Origin of the sequence: Chryseobacterium salivictor (assembly GCF_004359195.1) — a bacterium.
Lineage (GTDB): Bacteria > Bacteroidota > Bacteroidia > Flavobacteriales > Weeksellaceae > Kaistella > Kaistella salivictor.
Genome location: NZ_CP037954.1, coordinates 1,894,804 through 1,915,885, shown reverse-complemented (window position 1 = coordinate 1,915,885; position 21,082 = coordinate 1,894,804). Strand labels below are relative to the sequence as shown.

16 protein-coding genes are annotated in these 21,082 nt (G+C 37.0%); 7 read left to right on the top strand and 9 right to left on the bottom strand.

Going from position 1 to position 21,082, the window contains the following annotated elements; genetic code table 11:
- Window positions 1-61: 61 nt before the first annotated feature.
- From NBC122_RS08810 to NBC122_RS08800, 3 genes are all read left to right on the top strand, one after another.
- Complete coding sequence (locus NBC122_RS08810; RefSeq protein WP_133440023.1) at window positions 62-988, top strand: AEC family transporter; 927 nt, start codon at window positions 62-64, stop codon at window positions 986-988.
- Window positions 989-1,086: 98 nt separating this feature from the next.
- Entirely contained in the window at window positions 1,087-1,791 is a 705-nt protein-coding gene (locus NBC122_RS08805) for a DsbA family oxidoreductase (protein WP_133440022.1), read from the top strand.
- A 121-nt stretch (window positions 1,792-1,912) separates the two neighbouring features.
- Window positions 1,913-2,413, top strand: a complete 501-nt coding sequence (locus NBC122_RS08800; RefSeq protein ID WP_133440021.1) for a GreA/GreB family elongation factor — start codon at window positions 1,913-1,915, stop codon at window positions 2,411-2,413.
- Between the two features lie 10 nt (window positions 2,414-2,423).
- Here the strand turns inward: NBC122_RS08800 and NBC122_RS08795 are convergent, their stop codons facing one another.
- Window positions 2,424-3,587 (bottom strand): MFS transporter, encoded by a 1,164-nt coding sequence (locus tag NBC122_RS08795; RefSeq protein WP_133440020.1) that lies wholly within the window; start codon window positions 3,585-3,587, stop codon window positions 2,424-2,426.
- A 126-nt stretch (window positions 3,588-3,713) separates the two neighbouring features.
- Window positions 3,714-4,568, bottom strand: coding sequence for a DUF4846 domain-containing protein (locus tag NBC122_RS08790; RefSeq protein WP_133440019.1), 855 nt, complete (start codon window positions 4,566-4,568; stop codon window positions 3,714-3,716).
- A 95-nt stretch (window positions 4,569-4,663) separates the two neighbouring features.
- Here NBC122_RS08790 and NBC122_RS08785 point away from each other — a divergent pair, with 95 nt between their 5' ends.
- On the top strand, window positions 4,664-7,483 hold the full coding sequence (locus NBC122_RS08785) for an aminopeptidase (RefSeq protein WP_133440018.1): 2,820 nt from the start codon (window positions 4,664-4,666) through the stop codon (window positions 7,481-7,483).
- Between the two features lie 67 nt (window positions 7,484-7,550).
- Here NBC122_RS08785 and NBC122_RS08780 read toward each other — a convergent pair whose 3' ends face one another.
- Both NBC122_RS08780 and NBC122_RS08775 read right to left on the bottom strand, forming a co-directional pair.
- Window positions 7,551-8,318 carry a T9SS type A sorting domain-containing protein gene (locus NBC122_RS08780; protein ID WP_133440017.1) on the bottom strand — a complete coding sequence of 256 codons (768 nt, stop codon included), beginning with the start codon at window positions 8,316-8,318 and terminating at the stop codon, window positions 7,551-7,553.
- A gap of 102 nt (window positions 8,319-8,420) precedes the next feature.
- Window positions 8,421-9,194: a T9SS type A sorting domain-containing protein gene (locus NBC122_RS08775; protein WP_133440016.1), complete on the bottom strand. Its 774-nt coding sequence runs from the start codon at window positions 9,192-9,194 to the stop codon at window positions 8,421-8,423.
- Window positions 9,195-9,514: 320 nt separating this feature from the next.
- Between NBC122_RS08775 and NBC122_RS08770 the strand changes: the two genes are divergently transcribed.
- On the top strand, window positions 9,515-12,571 hold the full coding sequence (locus tag NBC122_RS08770; protein WP_394345895.1) for a hypothetical protein: 3,057 nt from the start codon (window positions 9,515-9,517) through the stop codon (window positions 12,569-12,571).
- Between the two features lie 160 nt (window positions 12,572-12,731).
- Here NBC122_RS08770 and NBC122_RS08765 read toward each other — a convergent pair whose 3' ends face one another.
- Window positions 12,732-13,928: an exo-beta-N-acetylmuramidase NamZ family protein gene (locus NBC122_RS08765; protein WP_133440015.1), complete on the bottom strand. Its 1,197-nt coding sequence runs from the start codon at window positions 13,926-13,928 to the stop codon at window positions 12,732-12,734.
- Window positions 13,929-13,932: 4 nt separating this feature from the next.
- Between NBC122_RS08765 and NBC122_RS08760 the strand changes: the two genes are divergently transcribed.
- Window positions 13,933-15,162 carry an ABC transporter permease gene (locus NBC122_RS08760; protein ID WP_133440014.1) on the top strand — a complete coding sequence of 410 codons (1,230 nt, stop codon included), beginning with the start codon at window positions 13,933-13,935 and terminating at the stop codon, window positions 15,160-15,162.
- Between the two features lie 138 nt (window positions 15,163-15,300).
- Window positions 15,301-16,281: a PLP-dependent cysteine synthase family protein gene (locus NBC122_RS08755; RefSeq protein ID WP_133440013.1), complete on the top strand. Its 981-nt coding sequence runs from the start codon at window positions 15,301-15,303 to the stop codon at window positions 16,279-16,281.
- Window positions 16,282-16,389: 108 nt separating this feature from the next.
- Here the strand turns inward: NBC122_RS08755 and NBC122_RS08750 are convergent, their stop codons facing one another.
- The 4 genes from NBC122_RS08750 to NBC122_RS08735 form a co-directional block, all read right to left on the bottom strand.
- On the bottom strand, window positions 16,390-17,715 hold the full coding sequence (locus NBC122_RS08750; protein WP_133440012.1) for a glycosyltransferase family protein: 1,326 nt from the start codon (window positions 17,713-17,715) through the stop codon (window positions 16,390-16,392).
- Between the two features lie 120 nt (window positions 17,716-17,835).
- On the bottom strand, window positions 17,836-18,243 hold the full coding sequence (locus tag NBC122_RS08745; protein ID WP_133440011.1) for a GxxExxY protein: 408 nt from the start codon (window positions 18,241-18,243) through the stop codon (window positions 17,836-17,838).
- Between the two features lie 10 nt (window positions 18,244-18,253).
- Entirely contained in the window at window positions 18,254-20,830 is a 2,577-nt protein-coding gene (locus NBC122_RS08740; RefSeq protein ID WP_133440010.1) for a YfhO family protein, read from the bottom strand.
- 56 nt (window positions 20,831-20,886) lie between these two features.
- Window positions 20,887-21,036 (bottom strand): hypothetical protein, encoded by a 150-nt coding sequence (locus NBC122_RS08735; RefSeq protein WP_317127507.1) that lies wholly within the window; start codon window positions 21,034-21,036, stop codon window positions 20,887-20,889.
- Window positions 21,037-21,082: the final 46 nt, after the last annotated feature.

The following is a 21,082-nucleotide window of genomic DNA, read 5'->3' as shown; positions in this document are numbered from 1 at the left end:
TTCCGTCCCCTGATTGCTTTCCTTATTTAAAAATAAAGAAATCTTTAAATAAAACTAAAATTTGTCTAATCTGATTTTACTGTTCCTTTGTTTATTCTTGGGGTTTTTCCTACGAAAAACAAAACTGTTCCCACAAAACGGACATCTGGCGCTGAACGCTTTCGTCATAAATATTTCTCTTTCAGCGTTATCTCTTTATTTTATTCCGAAGATTATCCTGAATTTTCAGGTGGTATTTCCGGTGATGGTTCCGTGGCTGAATATTGTATTGGCTTTCCTCTTTTTCAGTTTCCTGGGCAAAAAAATGAAATGGCCGAAAACACTTATCGGTGCATTAATCCTGTGTGCCGGCTTTGGAAATACGTCTTTTGTAGGAATCCCCGTAATTCAGTCGCTGTACGGTGAAAGTGGTTTGAAAACCGTGATGCTCGTGGACCAACCGGGTTCTTTCGTGGCACTTTCAACACTGGGAATTATTTTTGCTAATTTTTATTCAGGCGGAAAAAGTTCTTTCTCAGATATTCTGAAAAAGATTTTAAAATTCCCGCCGTTTATTGCATTCTCGGCGGCTGTTTTTTTAAACTTATTGAATATTGAAGTTCCGTTGGTCATTGACGATGTCTTTGCAAAACTCGGTGCCACCACCGTACCGCTGGCTTTGGTTTCGGTCGGAAGCCAACTCAAATGGCAGAAGTTAGACCGCGATGCAAAACCGTTGTTTTGGGGACTTTTGTTTAAACTGATCTTATTTCCGGCCGTAATTTTCGTCCTGTATTTTTTCATATTTAACCAAAGAGGACAAATCATTGAAATTGCTTTTTTAGAATCAGCGATGGCACCCATGATTACTGCCGCCGTTATCGCATCAACCCACAGGTTAGAACCCAAACTCTGTAATTTAATGGTTGGCATCGGCATTCCGTTATCACTGCTCACGCTCGCCTTTTGGTATATTGTCTTAAAAATCTCCGGTTTATTGGTGATCTGACATTTCCCTTAGATAATATGCCTGCCATCGTCTTATCATATGTCAAGGTTAATTGATATAAAGATTCGTAAATTTGATTGCATTTTAAAATAAAAGTTATGAAAGTAGATATTTGGAGCGACATTCGTTGTCCGTTCTGCTATGTGGGAAAAAAGAATTTCGAAAAAGCCCTGGAACAGTTTCCTGATAAGGAAAAAATAGAAGTCACGTGGCACAGTTTTCAACTTGATCCACACTTAAAAACACAGCCGGACATCAGTTCTTTGGAATATTTCTCAGAAGCAAAAGGAGTTTCTGCAGCACAGGCGAAAGAAATGTATGAGCACGTTTACAAAGCCGGGAAAGCAGCAGGAATTGACTTTAATTTTGATCATCAAAAAGTTGCAAATTCTTACCGGGCGCATCTTTTGTTGCAACTGGCAGCGACAAAAAATTTGGCAAATGAAGCCGAAGAAGCTTTATTTAAAGCCCAATTGGTAGATGGCAAAAACATTGATGATGAAGCAACCTTAATTGAAATCGGGAAGTCTGTTTCTTTAGAGGAAAACGAAATCAGAGAAGCGCTGCTGTCTGATGATTTCGGCATGGAAGTAACCCGAGATATGATGTTGGCTCAGCAAATGGGAATCAGTGGTGTTCCGTTTTTTGTGATTAATGATAAGTATGGGGTTTCCGGTGCACAGCCTCCCACAGCTTTTACAGAGGTTTTAGAAAATTCCTGGAAAGAATTTTCTGCAGGTGATAAAGGTTTGCAAATCATTTATGGTGGCGAAAGTTGTGATATTGATGGAAATTGCGACTAAACATAGCTTATATAAAATTGACAAACTTCCGGAGTATCACATTCCGGAAGTTTTTTTTAACTTTAATAATTCATGAGTCAAGGTCTAAAAGTTGCATTCATTAGCATTAAATTAAAGAATAATGAGCAGAGGATTTGTAAAAGAAGATGACCAGGAAGAAGTTCCTTTGGTTCCGCCAAGAGCAGATTTACCGCTGGGAACTGAAAACTTCGTAACCCAAACGGGAATGGATTCTTTACTGGAAGAACGTGAAAAATTACTGCAGGAACAGGAAAACCTGGATTCTGCCCAGGAGAAAGAATACCGCATTTCTTTCAATCATATCAATGCAAAACTGCAGTTATTAAATGAAAGAATGGCCTCCGCAAAAATCATCGATGTCAAAAAACTACCGCAAGATGAAGTACATTTTGGCGCAAAAGTAACCTTTAAAAATGTAGAAAATAAATCGACTCAACTATTTCAGCTTGTTGGAGTGGATGAAGCTAGTATTTCAAAAGGCAAAATAGCATTTACAACTCCTTTAGCAAAAGTTTTAATGCATAAAAAGGTGGGAGAACAGGCCATCTTAGATTTAGAATCCAGGAAAAGCACTTTTGAAATTCTGAAGATTGAGTATTAAAACAGACCGATTAAATTATTCTTTTATTGGTCAACAATTGAACGCCTAAAATAATTCCGGAGAAAACCAGTCCTACTGCGGAAACGCCTGTCCAGCCAAAATAAGTCCAGGCGAGAGACCCGAAACTCGTTCCGGCAGCACCTCCGATGAAAAAGCCGACCATGTAAATTGTATTGACGCGGTTTCTGGCCTCTGTATTTTTTGAAAAAACAATATTCTGATTGGTAATATGAACGCTCTGTACTCCCAAATCAATTAAAACAACACCAATTATTAATCCGATAATTGAATGTGAGGAAATTAAAAATATCAACCAGGAAACAATTATTAAAATGGCTCCTGCGATAATAAGATTGCTTTTTTTAACGCGGCTGTTTAGTTTCCCGACCACGGTTGCTCCCAGCGCACCTGCAATCCCGAACAAACCAAATCCTCCTGCGACAGCGCTTCCGTAACCGAAAGAATCTTCCATCAGGAATACAAAGGTCGTCCAGAAAGCACTTAAACTACCGAATGCCAAGGCGCCGCGCAAAGTTGCCAACCGCAAAGTAGGTTCGGTTTTTAAATAAAACCAAAGCGATTTCATCAATTTCAAATAACTCTCGCCAAATTTCGGCTGAATGACCGGGAGTTTGGCATTTAACAAAAAGAACAGCAAAGTCATCAACGTTGCGGCGCCGTAAAATACCGTTCGCCAACCGAAATATTCACCAACCAAACCGCTCAGGACACGACTTCCCAAAATCCCGATGAGCAATCCACTCATCACGATTCCTATTGCTCTTCCGCGACCTTCATCATTGCTTAAATGAGCAACCATCGGAACAAAAAGTTGCGGAAGCGTGGAGGTAAAGCCTATTAAAAAACTGCTGAATATTAATAAAAATAGGGATTGTGAAAGCGCTGCTGCCAATAAAGAAAGCACCAAAATCAAAAAATTGAGTCTGATGATTTTCAGATTACTGACTTTGTCGCCCAGCGGAATAATAAACAGCAACCCAAGCGCGTAACCGATTTGGGTAGAGAGCGCCACATTACTGGCCTCTGAATCACTTACTTTAAAACTTGAAGCAATATCATGCAGCAAAGGCTGATTATAATATAAATTAGCGACGACCAAACCGGCCGAAATACTCAAAAGATAAAGAAGGGAATTGGGTAATTTATTTTCCATAAGAGTTGGGACACCGTATTTTTTTTAAACAGGTGCAAAACTAAAACTTCTCCAGTAATATATGCGCTGTTTATTATTGTATTCTTTAATAGGAAAAGATGATCTCATCTATCATCCGTAACTCCATTACCGTAAAGCGTGAAACCTTTTAATTGAAGTCGGTTTAAAAATATATTTGGCCGTAACGGTTTCGGGCGCATCAACATCCAGTTCATACCACGGGGAAAGTTGTGGATTTCTGTGATTCACCAGGATATGAATATCCTGCGCCGGCATAAAACTCTCGGCCAGTAAATACAGTTTTTTGCCCGATGCATTTCTGGCAACGCCTACAATAATCACCGAATGACCGGGGCTTCCGGGTTTGATCAAAAAATCACCTGTTCTAATGGCCGCATTATTGGTAACAGGCACCGATTCGCGGTCCAGAGAAATCGTCCCTGCATATCTGAAAATAACTTCTAAATATTTCTGAAAGTTTTCATAAGAATCATCTGCTTTTCCGGTGTTTACAAAACGAACTTTATTTCCTGTTTCTAGGGTTCTTGCACCGTTTTTAAAGTCATTCCACGAAAAAAACTGCTTGCTAGTCAGTTCAAATCCGATATCATCAAAACGTTGATTGATCCATAAATATTCCGCATACAGCCGAATCCAGGCATCTGCACATTGCTGCAGATTTTTCTCTCCAACATTAATTTTCAAAAGTGCAATATGGTGTTGCTGGTGCCCAATTAAAGCTCCTGTAAAGTCCCTGACAGGGAAATTCGGGGGATGAAGCGGGAAATTATTCAGGAATTCGCTGAAACTTCCGGGCTGCTCTTTCGCCCAGTAAAAACCTTTTGGCGGTGCAAAACGGGTACGGATTGAAGACCTGCTTTCGTCGATGACCAGTGGTACCGTCGTCTCAATTACTTGGGAAGAAATATTTTGAAATGAAATTAAGAGCAATAATAATCCAAACCGTTTCAATGGGTACATTATTTAAAGATAATCAAAATTACTTATAATTTCTAAATACGTAAAAATAACACTGATTTTTAAAAAACATCGTTATATTTGAGCTACGTTTGAAAATGAAAAGATATTCCTCTGCCCTCGTGTTCCTGTTAGTTTATGTTGGAATTTCTGCACAGCAGGATACCATCAGCATTGCTGCAAAAATAACTGAAAACAGTAATCTGATTTCAGTTAATCAGGAAATAATTTACTATAATAACACGATATTACCTTTAAAAAAAATAAAACTGCTCAACTGGATTTCGGCTTATAAAAACAGAAATACGCCCCTTCTTTCCCGCACCATTCAGGACCGGAAAAACGAAATGTATTTTGCAAAACCGCAAGAGTTGGGCGACACAACAGAATTACAGATCAAAATCGGTTCCTCGGACTGGGCTTATATTTCCGGTGACGATGAAAATATTTTTTTCCCACTTTCTCAGGAATTAAAACCGGGTGAACGGGTGAAAATAGCATTAAAATATAATCTTCATGTTCCTGATGAAAAATTTACAGGCTACGGAATCGGGGATGAAAAATTCTCTTTAAAATATTTTTTCATTGTTCCTGATTATTTCGAAGATGAAAATCAAAAACCCAAATATTATCTGAATATTGAGGAAAACCAAAGTCCCGGGAACTATTGGAACATTAAGTTCGAACTTCCAGAAAGTTATTTTGCCAAAAGTAATTTGGTACAGCTTCAGCCCAATTCTTTTGAAGGTAAACTCAATAAAGATCCTGAATTTATAATTTCAAAAGAAAAGACTGACCAGATAATTACCCAAGTGGATGGTGAAAAAATAGAAATCGGTTTCGGCTATTTTTTAACAAAAACCGAAAAGCAGAATCTGGAGTTTTATCTTCCGCTGCAACTTCATTTCATTAAAAACAAAACTGGAAAGCTTCCGTCCAAAATTTTCATCAGCGAAAAGTTTAAAAAAGACGAAGATTTTACCGGAATCGACGACCTGAAATTTTGGAAATTCCATTATAAACTCTTTAAGGATACTGAACAGACCGACCTTAATTATTTCAGTATTTTATCAAAAGCAATTATTCAACGAACCGTCGTTTTCGATAAAAGCCTTGACCATTGGCTGATGAACGGGCTTAAGACTTACCTGGAAATCCAATATATCGACCGTTATTATAAAAACAGAAAACTCTTGGGAGATCTGCCGAATGAGCTGAAATTTTTCGGCATGCAGCCCTTAAAACTGATGCGCATTTCGAAACTGGAACTCAGTGAAAGATATGGACTCGCCTACCAGTATATCGTTGCGCAGAATCTGGATCAAAAAATCAGTGAGCCTTTTGACAAATTAAGTAATTTCAATGCCGCTACAATCAGTCATTTTGAAACGGGAAGTCTTTTTTCTTTTATTGCAGAAAAAATGGGTCAGGAGAATTTCGATGATTTTCTGAAGAATTATTTAACTCAATATTCGGGGAAACCGGTAGATCAAAAAGTGTTTTTAGATGAGCTTTCTTTGGCATCCGGCTATTCGTCTGATTTTTTAGAGCGCTTTATTCAACAGAAAAACCGCGTGAATTTTAATTTGAAACGTTTTACGAAAACCGGTGATAACTTTCAGGTTAAAGTAGCAAAAAACACCAGACAGACGATTCCTTTTAAAATAGAAACAGAAGAAAAATCGGGTAAAAAAGAAACTTATTGGTTTGACACTGAGGATTCGAAGGAAACGGTGACTTATAATATCCCACAATCGAATGCGGAGAAAATCATTATTAATGACGGTTATATTTTCCCTGAGAAAAACTTCCGCGATAATTATTTATATACTGAAGGTTTTTTCTCCAACAGAAAAAGGATTAAACTGAAAGTTTTCAAAGACATTCCCAATCCTGAATACAACGAGATTTATGTGAATCCCCGATTAAGTTTCAATGTTTATGATAAGATTTTATTTGGGTTGAATTTTAAGAACGCTTCTTTATTTGAAAGAAAATTTCAATATTCCTTGACTCCTTTTTTCAGCTCCGGTACCGGACAGTTAGCTGGTTCCGGCAGCGTTGCATACTCTTTTCAACCGGCGGACAGCTTTTACAGGAGTTTAGATTTTGGTATTTCTGCCTCGCATTTTCATTATGATTACGATTTAACGTACCAGAAAATTGCGGGATTTATAGGCATTAATTTTGCCAAAGATCCCCGCTCTGATGTTCGGAGAAATATTGGTTTTACGTATAATTATTTAGAGAAAGATCTGAACCCGAATAATACAAACCAAACCGAATACGGAAAATACAACTTGTGGAATTTAGGATATGGTTATTCTGACCGCTCCTTAATTCACGAGAAATCTTACAACGCCAATTTTCAGTGGATGGAAGATTTCCAGAAAATTTCCAGCGAATTTTCTTACCGGTGGGAATTTGCAAAGGATAAAAAAATCAGTATGCGCTTTTTTGGAGGATATTTTATTTCTAACCACACCAAAAACAACCTCTTTGACTACGGTATTTCCAGGGTGTCGAATTATGCCTTTTCGTACGGTTTGTTGGGACAGAGTGCCACTTCCGGTTTATTTGCGCAACAGCTGATTATTGCGGAAGGAGGCTTTAAATCCTATCTGGGAACTACGGCAAACAAGTGGATCACATCTGTGAATGTGGATTCTCATGTATGGCGTTGGTTCAATGTTTATGCGGATGCAGGAGTTTATAAAAACAAAAATCATGGTGCTGAATTCATTTGGGATTCGGGCGTGAAAGTAAAAGTAATTCCTGATTTTCTGGAAGTGTATTTCCCGGTACAAAGTTCTTTAGGGTTCGAACCAGGCTTTAAAGATTATGGACAAAGAATCAGATTCACTTTGGTTTTAAACTTCAATGCGATCACCAGTTATTTTAGAAGGGGTTGGTTTTAATCTTGTTCTATTAAAAAACAAAAAAGCCACTTCTGAGAAGTGGCTTTCATTATTTCTAAAAAGAATTTTACTTCTTGATAATTTTCTGAGAAACTGCTTTACCATTAACAGTACCAGAAACAATATACATTCCTTTTGGCAATTCAGAAATGTTAAGTCTAGAGTTTTCAGTTGCATTAGCAGTTTTCACTACTTGACCATTCATATTAACTACGGATACTTTAGAAGCTTCTCCAAAGATAATTTCATTGTTAACAACAGTGTTTTTAACCAGGTTAGCTTTAGTTGCCTTAATATCACCAACTGCTAAAGTTGCTGAACCTTTGATATCATCTACAAATAATGCGTTAGTTGAGCTTTTTTGCAGTTTGATAGAAAATGAATTTGTACTCCATGATACATCTGAAACATCTAATGTAACTGTAATCCAATCTGCTGCGTTAATACTTCCTGTATAGGAATTAGCTCCAGAAGATTGAAGGGTTATGTCTGCAGAAGTGCCTGAAGGTACGTTGAAGAATTTATCACCAGCGTTAAAAGAAATCCCTCCGGACACTCCTTTGAATTTTACTGTGATGTATTTAACCCCGCTTGTATTCATGTTTTTGTTAGCAGTCATTACATAAATATTCTGCGCTGTAGCATTGTCAGTAATTTTCAAAGCACTGGTTCCGCCGATACCACCATTTACACTTTGTTCACCTGATTTCAGAGCAAATCCTAAACTTGATTCGAAAACTGTCCAATCATTAAAATCGGATCCTGCGAATAAATTAGTTTGTGCTGATGCAAACATTGCTGCGGAAACACCTAAAATTGTAAAGATTTTTTTCATTGTAATTTAATTAAAATTGTTTTATTTTTTAAAGAACGTAAATATACGAAAAAAAACATTTCTCCTCAGGGAAGTATTTAAAAGTTTAATAATAAGTTAATATTAATTTTTCATAATTTTTTGAGAAACTGCTTTCCCGTTTACAATTGCAGTTATGATATACATTCCATGTGGTAAAGAAGCTACGTTTAAAGAAGTGCTTTCATTAACAGATGCGGTTTTCACAACCTGACCGGTCATGTTTAAGATTTGCACATTTGCTTTTGCAGTGAACATGACTGTTTCACCAACCACTGTATTTTTAACCAGATTCACTTTAGTTGTGTTAATGTCCCCAACAGCCAGTATCGGAGCAGCAGTCCACGAAACGTTATCAATAGTTATCTGTTTTTCGCCAGCTGATGTACCTGCAGGAAAACTGATTTTCACAGTAACTGGACCTGATTTATTAACGATAGTACTCAATGTACCAAGGGTCGAATCTGCACCTGCAGGACCGAATGGCGCAACAGATGATTTTTGTACCCCATCTACAAATACCGCTACAACTCGATCATATGCACCAGCTATAAATGCTTTCCTATAATTAAAAGAAAAAAAACCTACTCCATTTGGAATAACGAATTCTACAGAACTGGGTTGATCAGCTCCTCTTAATATAATACCTTTTCCAGAAATTGAATAATCATCCGTGGTTCCCAAACCTTCATTTCTTGAATCAAAATAATTAACAGTTACACCTGCGGTTTCTCCGGCAAAAGTTCCGTTTGAATATGTTGCCGTCAATACTTTTTGGGTTTCAAAAGTTTCTGCACCTTGTGCATTTATAGTAGCTGCAAATATTACAGCTGCAAAAACAGAATAGAATTTTTTCATAGTAAAAAATTTAATTGTTAATTGGAGTAAATATAGTTTTTTTTCTATTAATCCGCTAATCTTTCCATGAATTAAATGTTAAAAAAGCAATAACAATTTTAAATAGAGTTTTTCGTTACTTTTACACAAATGTTTCAGCAGTTTTGATTCAAAAGATTTTACTATTTTTCATTTTTATTTCTGCATTAAATCTGTTTGATGCTCAGATTTTCACATGGAAAAACCCCAATATTCCTGAAGATTCCCTGAAAAAGGATTCTGTACTAACCACAAAAATCAATCGGGATGTTTTTTCAAAAGACACTTTAGACTTCATCAGAATGCCCGCCAAAACAATTATTGATGAAGGCGTTTTGGTTAAAAATACCCGCTCGCAAATTCTCGGTGATCTGAATTCGAAAGGTTCTATTATCCGTGGAATTACTTTCGGGAATAATCAGGGGCAAAGTGTGCAGAGTTCCATGGATTTGCAGATTACAGGAAAACTGTCAAAAGATGTTTCCATTCTTGCGTCTATTTCTGATCACAATCTACCGATTCAAGCCGATGGATATACGCAGACACTGGAGGAATTCGACAAAATTTATCTTCAGCTCAATATTAAAGATCATTCTGTTTTGCGCGCCGGTCATTTGGATTTGATCGATGACAAAACCTATTTCGGCAGGTACCAACGGCGAAGTATGGGTCTGGAATATGAGACCCAGTTTGGAAAAGACCATAAAACCTTTGCCAATATTTCTGCCGGTGTCGCCAGAAGCGAGTTTTATCGCGTGCGTTTTCAGGGCGTAGAAGGAAACCAGGGTCCATACCGGTTAAACGGAAAAAATGGCGAACAGTTTGTTACCATTATTTCCGGATCTGAACAGGTTTTTATCGATGGAATTTTGATGAAACGCGGTGAAAGTCAGGATTATGTCATTAATTATAATACCGGCGAAATAACTTTTACCAGTTTCCGACCGATTTTCAAGCAAAACTTTATTACCATTTCCTATAATTATACCAACCGAAATTATACGCGATTTCTTGTTACGGGCGGAATTCAGCACGAAAGAGAAAAAGTGAAATTCGGCTTCAACTGGTTTTTAGAAAACGACAATAAAAATGCGCCGCTTTCTTTGAATTTATCTAAAGAAGATGAGCAGATTCTCGCCAATGCAGGCAACAATCCAGATTTGATGTACGCACCTTCCGGGACGGTTTCGGAATATGATGTAAATAAAATTCTGTATCAACTTATTCAAGATCAAAATGGAAATTATTACGAATTTTCCAGTGATCAAACTCAAACATTGTATCAGGTTGCGTTTACCTATTTTGGTGATAATTTAGGCGATTATCGCATCAAGCAAACCACGAATAACGGAAGGGTTTTCGAATATGTCGGTCCAAATGCCGGAACTTATAAAGCAGTTCGTAAATTACCTTCTCCACAAAAAGCGCAGGTTTTTTCTACCAATACTGAAGTTATTTTAAATGAAGGGAAAATCGGAGCCGACTTTTCGTTGAGCAATTATGATATTAATCTTTTTTCTTCTAAAGACGGCCGTCAAAACATTGGTTATGCCGGACGTGTTTTTGGAAACAAAATCTTTAGTAAAAACAACTGGAAAGGAACCCCAAGTTTCGAATTTCAACATATCAATTCACAGTTTCATATTTTAGACCGGATTAATGATGTTGAATTTTCACGTGATTTCAATTTGGCTCAGGAATTTAATCAGATTACCCAAAACCGATTGATTTTCAGCTTTCTTAATCAATGGAAAAATACTTCTTTTATAAATTATAAAATCAATTATCTGGATGAAAAAGATTTCTATAAAGGCATTAAGAATGATCTGGACTTTGGCTGGATTAAAGGGAAATTTAATACCGCCGGAAACTTTTCTTACCTTGATACGAAATCGACTTTTCAGAATACGAACTTTGTAAGAAGCGGTGTTGCCACAGAATTTTCTGGTAAAAAAGGAAGTTGGGGAATCGGAGCCGCTCTGGAACAGAATTTAAAAAACTTTAATGAAACCAAAATACTCGATCTGACAAGTTATCGCTGGAAAGAAGTTTTTGCACAGAAAAAAATCGGTGATTCGGCCAGAACAAAACTTTTGGCTAAAATGTATTTGCGGGACAACGATTCTGTAAGAAATAATGCGTTGCAAAACAGAAATCAAATTCTGGGTTTGATGGCGGAAAGCCAAATCATTAAAACGGAAAAAACCACTTTGTCAGCTTTGCTTCATTACCGGAAATTCTATGAGAAAACAGAGGATGTACAATCGAAATACAATCAGGATTTCATTGTCGGAAATATGACTTATCAGCAACAGTTATTCAATAATGGTATGCGTTTGCAGGCATTTTATGAACTTGGAAACGGGCAGGAAGCGCAGCGCGAATTTCAATATATTAAAGTGACCGACGGACAGGGCGTTTATAAATGGACGGATTATAACGGCGACGGAATTCAACAGCTCGATGAATTCGAAATTGCCGAATATGCCGATTTGGCTCAGTACATAAGGATTTACACGAATACCGTGAATTATATTCCGTCCAACAAAAACAAAATCCAGTTGGCTTTATTTGTGAATCCTTCCGTAATTTTTGATTCTGAAAACCAATTTCTGAAACGCTGGAATTTTAACCTTTCCATCAATTCTCAAAACTCTTACTTTAAAAAAGAAAAAGTTTTTGTGCTGAATCCGTTTGAAAAAAATGAAGATCAGATTCTGAAAAATCAAAATATTCTGGCTTCGGCACAATTCAATCCTACCGATAAATCCGGCTGGAATGGGAATTACCGCTTTATCGCCAATAATAATTTAATCAATGCGAATTTTAGCAACGAAGAACGAACTCAGCTTTCACACTTCTTAAATATCGGACATTGGTTTGGCAAAGATTTCAGAATTGATTGGCAAAATTCGGTTCATGCGATTGAAAATTCATCGCAACTTTTTAAGAGCCGGGATTATGAATTACAAAATGTAGAAACCAAACCGAAAGCTACGTATAAGTTTACAGAAGCCATACAGAGCGAATTATCCTCCGCTTTCCGTCAGAAAAAAAGAATGGACGGTGAAGAGTTTCTAAAGACTTTTGACCTTACCGGAAGCCTGCAATGGGAATGGCGAAGAACGTCAATACGAGGTAATTTTTCTTTTATCAACAATGATTTTACGGGGAATAATTTCTCGATTGTTGCCAATCAAATGCTTGATGGCTTGAAGGCAGGTAAAAATCAGGTTTGGTCTGTTTTTTTACAACAGGCTCTGAATTCGTTTATCCAACTTAATATAAATTACGAAGGTAGAAATTCCGGTGAACGAACCATCCACATGGGATCGATGCAGGTGAAAGCGAGTTTTTAGAATCATTTTTATATATTTTAAGCCGCAGAGCGGCGAAACATTTGTAGAAAAAAGGACAATAAAAATGGCAGGTGCGGAGCACCGAAACCTTTACCTCTTCTATATTTCCGAAAATATTTAAAACTCAATCATTCTTCAAAGCTTCTCGTTTTCATAAAATTTAATCCTCGTACATCACATATTTCGCTCTGATTTTTTGAAAATTTTCCAAATCATTTTTCCAGGAATCTTTAATTTCTTTGGCAGTTTTTCCGGCGATGATCTGTTTTCTCAATTCATCGGTTCCGGCTAATTTATCAAAGAACAAATTCTTCAAAAAGAAATCCTGCTGCGGATTTTTATAGTCTTTATAAGCTTTCAAAAGCCATTCTAAATTCAATGCCTGCAGATTTTCCGGATATTCTGACAGGTTTTCACCGTAACACAATTTCCCGTTTAGGAAAGGATCTTTTGCTCCCGCAGATGGTTTTGGTGTAAACTGATACGGCAAATTTTCAGTCCAGGGAGAACCATAAATCTGGAAAGGCAAATTGGTTCCGCGACCTACGGAAACCTGCGTTCCTTCAAAAAAACACAAACTCGGATAAAGGTTAATGGATTTATCATTTGGCAAATTCGGTGACGGTTGCGCTGAGATTTCGTAGCGTTGTTTTTTATGATAACCCTGCATCGGTATTAAAGTATATCTCGTCTGAATTCCTTTGTCGAGCCATTTTTCACCATTGACCATTTTCCCGTATTCGCCGATTGTCAAACCGTACACCACTGGAACATTGTGCATTCCGACAAAGCTTTTCCACGCATTTTTCAAAACCGGTCCGTCAATATATCCGTCGTGCGGATTTGGCCGGTCGAGAACAATCACTTCTACTCCATTTTCTGCCGCCGCTTCCATTACATAAGTCAAAGTTGAAATATAAGTATAGAACCGCACACCAACATCCTGAATATCAAAAAGAACAATATCAATTCCTTTTAATTGTTCTGATTTTGGCTTTTTATTGTTTCCATAAAGCGAAACGATCGGAATTCCGGTTTTGGTATCCACCCCGTTTTTCACGTGTTCACCGGCATCAGCATCACCACGGAAACCATGTTCAGGGGCAAAAATCGATTGTATGGTAATATTGTTTTTAACTAAAAAATCAACCAGAAAACTTTTATCTTTCAGCAAGCCGGTTTGATTGGTAACGATTCCAATGGTCTTGTTTTTCAGCAGAGGGAGATACAGTTCCGGGCGGTCTGCTCCGGCTTTAAAACAATTTTCATCAAGGTTTTGGGCAAAACTGATTTGGCAAAAACCAAAATAAATTAGCACAATCAGAAGTAAATCTTTATTTTTGAGGCTTAAAATCATACGATTGAATTTTCCGTTATATTTTTCTAAAAAAATTGCTTTTTCCAAAGATAACAAAAATAATCTTTCACGGGTTATTGTCTTTATTGGTAGGCTTTCCGTCGCGCTTGGCGTGATTGTTTCGCTCATCACCATTTCGACCGGTGTGGGGTCCAAGAAAGCCATCAAAGAAAGAATGGCCGATTTCTCCGGGCACATTTCGGTAAAATCCAAGCAGTCCAACAATTCCTACAATTCCTCCATTTTAAGTAATGACGGTCTTCTGCTCGATAAAATAAAAGCCCTCCCCGATGTGGCTTCTACCCAAAAATATGTTGCAGTAAGCGGGATTCTGCGGAACGAACATAATTTCGCCGGCATCATTTTTAAAGGAGTCGGCAAAGATTTTGACTCGGCCAGATTCCGTAAATTTTTAGTGGCCGGACATGCGCCTGTAATTACCGAACAGGGATTTAACAATGGAATTTGCATATCGCAAAAAATAGCAACCGATCTTCATTTAAAAATTAAAGACAGTATCGTCGCGATCTTTTCCAAAGAAAACCAAAGTCCTTTATACCGAAAATTTGAGGTGGTTGGGATTTATAAGACCGACATCAAGATGATTGATGATTTATTCGTCATTGGCGGAATTAACCATGCCCGGAAAATTCAGGGAATGAAAGATGCTGAAATTGGTGGAATCGATATTTTCCTGAAAAACATTAATAATATTGATGACGATACCCCCAAAATCGACGAACTGGTCGGTTATAAAAACTATACGGTAAAAGCCACCGATGAATATCCGCAGATTATGGATTTCATTGCGATTTTCGACACCAATATTGCCCTGATTATTACCATTATGCTGGTCGTGGTGATCATTAACATCATTATGGTTTTATTGATTTTAATTATTGAAAGAACCAATTCCATCGGAATGCTGAAAACCCTGGGCGCAACCAATGGACAAATCCGAATGATATTCATTAATTATACTTTAATGATTATGATTCCCGGTTTGGTCTTCGGAAATTTAATTGGACTGGCGTTTTTATTCATTCAAAAGTATTTCGGCATCATTACATTAAATCCTGAAAACTACTATATAAGTGTTGTTCCTGTCGAAATCAATTTGATCCAGATTGTATCAATATCTTTGGGAATCCTTATCGTTTCAGGCATCTCATTAGTCCTGCCGAGTTATTTGATCAGTAAAATATCTCCGGTAAAAGCCATTAAATACAATTAAATTTTAAAATTATATCTTTGCAGATTCGTAAATTTCCTATCGATTTTTACGAAATCAACAATAATAAAAACGTCATTTAAATCTATTTAAAATCTTATTTTTAAAAAGTGAAAGTGAACAATAAAATATAAAACGGTTATGAAATACGCACAAAATATTCTTGAAACCATCGGAAATACGCCGCTTGTAAAACTTAATAAAGTTTTGGGTGAAGATTTCCCGGCTATGGTTTTAGCAAAAGTAGAAACCTTCAACCCAGGAAATTCTGTAAAAGACAGAATGGCTTTGAAAATGATTGAAGATGCCGAGAAAGACGGTAGATTAAAACCCGGAGGAACCATTATCGAGGGGACTTCCGGAAATACGGGAATGGGTTTGGCTTTGGCCGCAATTGTAAAAGGCTACAAATGTATTTTCGTAACTAACGCGAAACAGTCTAAAGAAAAAAATGATATTTTAAGAGCAGTTGGCGCTGAAGTAATCGTTTGTCCAACAGACGTAACGCCAGAAGATCCACGTTCTTATTACAGTGTTTCGAAGCGGTTGGGAGAAGAAATTGAAAATGGTTGGTATGTGAATCAATATGATAATTTATCAAACAGACAGGCACATTACGAACAAACTGCACCAGAAATTTGGGAACAAACCGACGGAAAACTCACGCATTTTGTTGCAGGCGCAGGAACGGGCGGAACCGTAACCGGTTGTGGAACGTTCTTCAAAGAAAAAAATGCTGACATCAAAGTGATCGGAGTCGATACTTACGGTTCCATTTTAAAAGAATATCATGAAACGGGCGAATTTCATCCGGAACACGCTCATTCTTACATTACAGAGGGAATCGGCGAAGATATCATTCCTCAAAATTACGACATGTCGGTGATCGACCATTTCGAAAAAGTGACTGATAAAGACGGTGCCATTTATGCTAGAAAATTAGCGAAAGAAGAAGGTATTTTCTGTGGCTATTCTGCCGGAAGTGCCATTGCCGCTTTGATTCAGATGAAAGACAAATTTACCAAAGATGATGTGATCGTCGTTTTACTGCATGATCACGGCTCCCGATATGTAGGCAAAATCTATAATGATGAGTGGATGAAAGAAATGGGTTGGTTGTAAAAAAACCTTGTGATTCCCCTTCCCTGAAGTTGGAAGTTTTTTTTAAAAAAAATTTGACGGGGAGTTATAAATTAAAAGATAAAGTCGGGCATTTGTCCGACTTTGTTTTTACCGAATTTTATTGAATTCAAGTTGGAAAACTCCCAAAAGTTCAGTCAGTTTTTGAGTCAGTTTTTTTCGGGAGAATTGCTCAATATTGTGCGTTTTCGAATCTGGCGTTCCCGATTTCCAATCCTCGAACTGTTGCAGTAAAAACGCTTTTAATGCTGATTCATCAGCGTAAGAAAAATGTTTTCCGGCGTTGGTTTCACTTAATATTTTCTTGACATCACTTTCTTCCGGACCGAATGAAAGAATCTGTTTTCCGGTCGCCAAATATTCGAAAATTTTTCCGGGAATAATTCCTTTCGAACTTTCATCAGGGAAATTGGTAATCAGTAATAAATCCGACTCGTTCATTTCTACATTTGCCTCTGAATGAGATAGATAACCTAAATTATTTATTAAATCGCGCAGTTCCGACTGCTTGATTTCAGCCAAAATTTTATCATCAATTCTACCGACAAATTTTAACTGAAAATTATTTCTAAAATCGTTATTTGCTGCAATTATTTCATGTAAAACTTTCCAAAGAATTTTCGGATTGCGTAACTGTTCAAGAACGCCGATATAACTTAAAGTGAAATTTTCTCTGTGGTCACTTTGGCTCTGCTCCGCGACCGAAACGTTCCGATCAAAACCGTTAGTAATACAAAATGCGTTGGCCCCTTTTTGCCTGAAGTTTTCCGCATCGGAGAAACTCGTCGCTAAAGTGATATCCGCCTTTTCAAAAACCTGCTGTTCGAGGTTTCTATGTTTATGATCGGCAGATTTTGTGAGTTTTAAATGTTTATAATAAGAGATTTCTGTCCACGGATCACGGAAATCGGCAACCCATTTTAATTGCGGAAATTCTTTCTTTAATTCCAAGCCAATCAAATGCATCGAATGCGGAGGGCCGGTTGTCACAAAAGCATCAAAGTGATTTTCCTTTAAATATTCTTTAAGAAATTTCACAGAAGGTTTCACCCAAAAAACCCGGGCATCTGGAATAAAAAAATTGCCGCGCACCCAAATCGAAAGTTTAGATTTCCAGCTTTGGTTTTTACCGACATCAAATTGTCCGGCTTTGAATTTCTTATTGTCTTTCCCGAAAATTTCGGCGATTTGATAAGGTTCCCAAATTTTTCTTTTAATAATTTCTAAATCGTCTGAAACTTCTTTTCCTAGTGTTTCATCAATAATCGGATAACTCGGATTTTCAGGAATAAAAACGGTGGGTTTCCAGCCGAAATCGGGTAAATACTTCACGAATTTCAACCAACGCTGAACACCTGGTCCGCCGGCTGGCGGCCAATAATAGGTGATGATTAATATTTTCTTAGGAGATTTCATTGATTATTTGATCCATTTTTTTACTTTAAAAGTTTTTAACCGCAAAAGAAACAAAAGATAATAGTTAATTTTCAGAAATTCAATAGATAGCAAAAGCGCGAAAATAATCTTGCTTAAATTTCAATCATATTGATCAAAATATTTATTGATAAAAGTCTCTTGACCAAAATGATACAAATTTTTAACATTAAAATTTACAAGAATACCTTTTGGAACTTTTAATAAATTCATGTAATTTAAAACCTGCGATTTATGAATATCTAAAATGGCCGCAACAGATTTAATTTCGAGAATAATCAAATTTTCAATTAAAAAATCACATTTAAAGTCGCAATCTAAATTTTCTCCTTTATAGACAATAGGAATTTTAAATTCAGACTGATAACTCATTTCTCTCAATTGAAATTCTTTTTCCAAAGCTTTATGATACACAATTTCAGACAGTCCAGAACCTAGGAGTTTATGGACTTCAATGCAAGCTCCATTAATCCTATAAGTTAGATCTGTTATGTATTTCTGAGTTATCATTTGCCTTTTTCTATCTTTTGAACTCCTTCATATTTAAAAAATTTCTTTTGTCTCTTTTGCGGTAAATGAAATAAATTCCCAATCCGCTCAACAATAAAAATAATGCAAATGCGATCATCGAAATTACTTTTCCTTTTGCGATTACTTCCGGTGCGAAAATCATTTTTATGCTGTGTTTTCCGGCGGGAACGTATACTGCTCTTAACAAATAATCTGCTTTGATGTAAGGAACTTCTTTTTCATCAACAAACATTTTCCAACCTTTTGGATAATAGATTTCCGAGAATACAGCTAATTGCGGCGTTTTCGATTGAGAAGTGAATTCGAGTTCGTTGGCTTCGTATTTTTTCAGATCCAAAAATGCGGTAGAATCCTGCTGCAAAGGTTTTCCGTCAAAATATTTCTGGTCTGCTTTCGCAATTACAGCCACTCTTTTATTATCAATTACTCCGATCTCATCCAATTCTTCATTTGGTGTACCGGCAAATTTTAATTCAGAAACAAACCACGCGTTGCCATTTGCATCAGCATTGGTTACCACTTTCGGCTGCTCGGGACTGCCAAAAATCATATACTTGGTATTCAGCATATTCAGGATTCGAGGAACTTTTACCGTATCCATTTTGCCAAAATACTCGTTGATCAGATCATCATACCTCCGTAATTTCACCGCGTGATAACCTCCGACAGATGATTTAAAATAAGAAGTATTGGTTTCATTAAATGGTCCTAAAATCTGATTATAAATCCGGTAATGTCCACGGTCTTTTTCTGCAAGAGTCTCCAGAGTCTTGTTCATATCCGCATTATCCAGCAGTGATTTCAAATTGGCGTTATCGCCTACTTTCTGCATCAACAATTCTGAATTTTCGGTCTGGAAAGGATTTTCGGTAAAAGATTTATCAATGAAATTATCATTGTTCAGATACCTTTTATTCACACTCCACAAATCAAATAAACTCACCAAACCGATAATGACAATCGCTATGTTCTGAGTGATTTTATTCTTTAAACTTAAAAATAAAACTCCCGCTGTCACCGCTACGAAAACAATTGCTTTTACCGCATCGATACTGAACATTTTAAATCTTTCATCCACTAAAAAATCCAATAAAAACGGCGGAAGATAGTTTTTTTCCGAAGGCGTATAAAATCCTAAAATTGATTTTCCGAAAAGGAGTAATATAAAGGTAATTCCTAAAACTGCAGAACTTACATAAATCAAAGTTTTCTTCTTGTAATCCTCTGTTAATATGTTATCAGAAGATGTTTCCGTTTTTTCATTAGAATTAAAGAAACGGTACAATCCTACAATTGCAATCAATGGAAATAATAATTCGACAACGACCAAAATAGAACTCGGCGCTCTGAATTTATTATAGAAAGGAACGTAATCGATGAAGAAATCGGAAACGATCATAAAGTTGCTTCCCCAAGCCAAAAGAACGGTCAAAACTGACGCTCCTAAAATCCAGTATCTGTATTTCTTCCAAGCAAAGAAAAATCCTAAAACGGCCAGAAAACAAACTACCGCTCCCTGATAAGCCGGTCCGGAAGTTCCCGGTTGTTCGCCCCAGTAAGCAAGTGAGCTGAAGCCTTTAGAAATCCGGTCCATTTCCTGTTGGGAAGTCACATTTTCCTGAACCAATTGCTGCAGTTTCGCCATCATTTGATCAGAACCTTCTTCATTGCTTGCACCGCCCATTAACCGGGGAATAAACAGATTCAAAGTTTCCAGTTTGCCATAGCTCCACATCAACATGCTTTCTTTATCCATGCCCGACTTGTCGGCAGAATGTTTTTCATTATCTAAAATTTGCTTTCCGCGAACGGTTTCGGTGATGTATTCTGAATTCGCCATGATCCGCTGGGAATTCATTCCAATTCCAAGAACAAATGCAAGTGCCAAAACTCCCGTTGAAATACCAAAATGTTTCCAATCGGTTTTCCCCTGAAACGCACGAATGAGTTCTGATAAGAATAAAAAAGCAAGCGCGATAAACAGATAATAGGTCATCTGCGGGTGATTAGCGGCAATTTGCAAGCCCATAAAAAGTGCCGTCACAATAAATCCGACCACATATTTTTTGCGGATATACACCAAAAGTATTCCCGCTAAAAGTGGTGCAAAATAAGCAACGGTGTGTATTTTACCGTTATGTCCGGCAGCAAGTGCAATATAGAAATATGTAGAAAGCCCAAAAAAAGTAGCACCCAAAAGTGCGTATTTCCAATTTCTAACTGCAACTAAACCTAAAAGAAAAAATCCGGAAAAAAGAAGAAAAATATAGTTCGCTGGCTTCGGTAAAAAGTTCAGCAGATCATCAATATTTTTAATAACATCACCGCGAAACTGCGCACCCATTTGATAAGTCGGCATACCGCCAAACATAGAATCGCTCCAGTAGGTTTCTTTTCCATTTTCTGCACGGTAATCCAGGAGTTCTTTGGCGCCGCCTTTGTACTGAACGATATCATGCTGAAAAAGTTGCTTCCCAGTCAAAACAGGATTGGCATAAATAACCGCCAGCACAATGAAAACCACCAGGCTTCCGATAATGAAAATTAAGTTTTTATTTTTTAACATCTTTAGGTTTATTATTGAGAAAAACCCTTCGACATGGTCAAAGGATTTTCAAATTTCTATTTTTGTTTAGGTTCTTTAACCTCTTCGTAATCTACGGTTTCTGCATCCCACCTGATTTTCGAATCCAACTTTTCTTTGGGTTTCTGTTGGTTTGCATTTTCATCATTTCTGGGCTGTGGAAATTTAAAAATTTTAGTAAAAAACATTCTTTTTAAAAAATTCCAAACAAAAAAAATGATTACTGTGGTTAGA

Excerpts from the sequence above, each read along its gene's own strand:
- NBC122_RS08790 (WP_133440019.1), bottom strand. The coding sequence starts at position 4,568 with ATGTACCCATTGAAACGGTTTGGATTATTATTGCTCTTAATTTCATTT.
- NBC122_RS08740 (WP_133440010.1), bottom strand. The coding sequence starts at position 20,830 with ATGTTAAAAAATAAAAACTTAATTTTCATTATCGGAAGCCTGGTGGTT.
- NBC122_RS08805 (WP_133440022.1), top strand. The coding sequence starts at position 1,087 with ATGAAAGTAGATATTTGGAGCGACATTCGTTGTCCGTTCTGCTATGTG.
- NBC122_RS08785 (WP_133440018.1), top strand. The coding sequence starts at position 4,664 with ATGAAAAGATATTCCTCTGCCCTCGTGTTCCTGTTAGTTTATGTTGGA.
- NBC122_RS08765 (WP_133440015.1), bottom strand. The coding sequence starts at position 13,928 with ATGATTTTAAGCCTCAAAAATAAAGATTTACTTCTGATTGTGCTAATT.
- NBC122_RS08755 (WP_133440013.1), top strand. The coding sequence starts at position 15,301 with ATGAAATACGCACAAAATATTCTTGAAACCATCGGAAATACGCCGCTT.
- NBC122_RS08735 (WP_317127507.1), bottom strand. The coding sequence starts at position 21,036 with ATGTTTTTTACTAAAATTTTTAAATTTCCACAGCCCAGAAATGATGAA.
- NBC122_RS08780 (WP_133440017.1), bottom strand. The coding sequence starts at position 8,318 with ATGAAAAAAATCTTTACAATTTTAGGTGTTTCCGCAGCAATGTTTGCA.
- NBC122_RS08745 (WP_133440011.1), bottom strand. The coding sequence starts at position 18,243 with ATGATAACTCAGAAATACATAACAGATCTAACTTATAGGATTAATGGA.
- NBC122_RS08770 (WP_394345895.1), top strand. The coding sequence starts at position 9,515 with ATGCCCGCCAAAACAATTATTGATGAAGGCGTTTTGGTTAAAAATACC.
- NBC122_RS08795 (WP_133440020.1), bottom strand. The coding sequence starts at position 3,587 with ATGGAAAATAAATTACCCAATTCCCTTCTTTATCTTTTGAGTATTTCG.
- NBC122_RS08775 (WP_133440016.1), bottom strand. The coding sequence starts at position 9,194 with ATGAAAAAATTCTATTCTGTTTTTGCAGCTGTAATATTTGCAGCTACT.
- NBC122_RS08750 (WP_133440012.1), bottom strand. The coding sequence starts at position 17,715 with ATGAAATCTCCTAAGAAAATATTAATCATCACCTATTATTGGCCGCCA.
- NBC122_RS08800 (WP_133440021.1), top strand. The coding sequence starts at position 1,913 with ATGAGCAGAGGATTTGTAAAAGAAGATGACCAGGAAGAAGTTCCTTTG.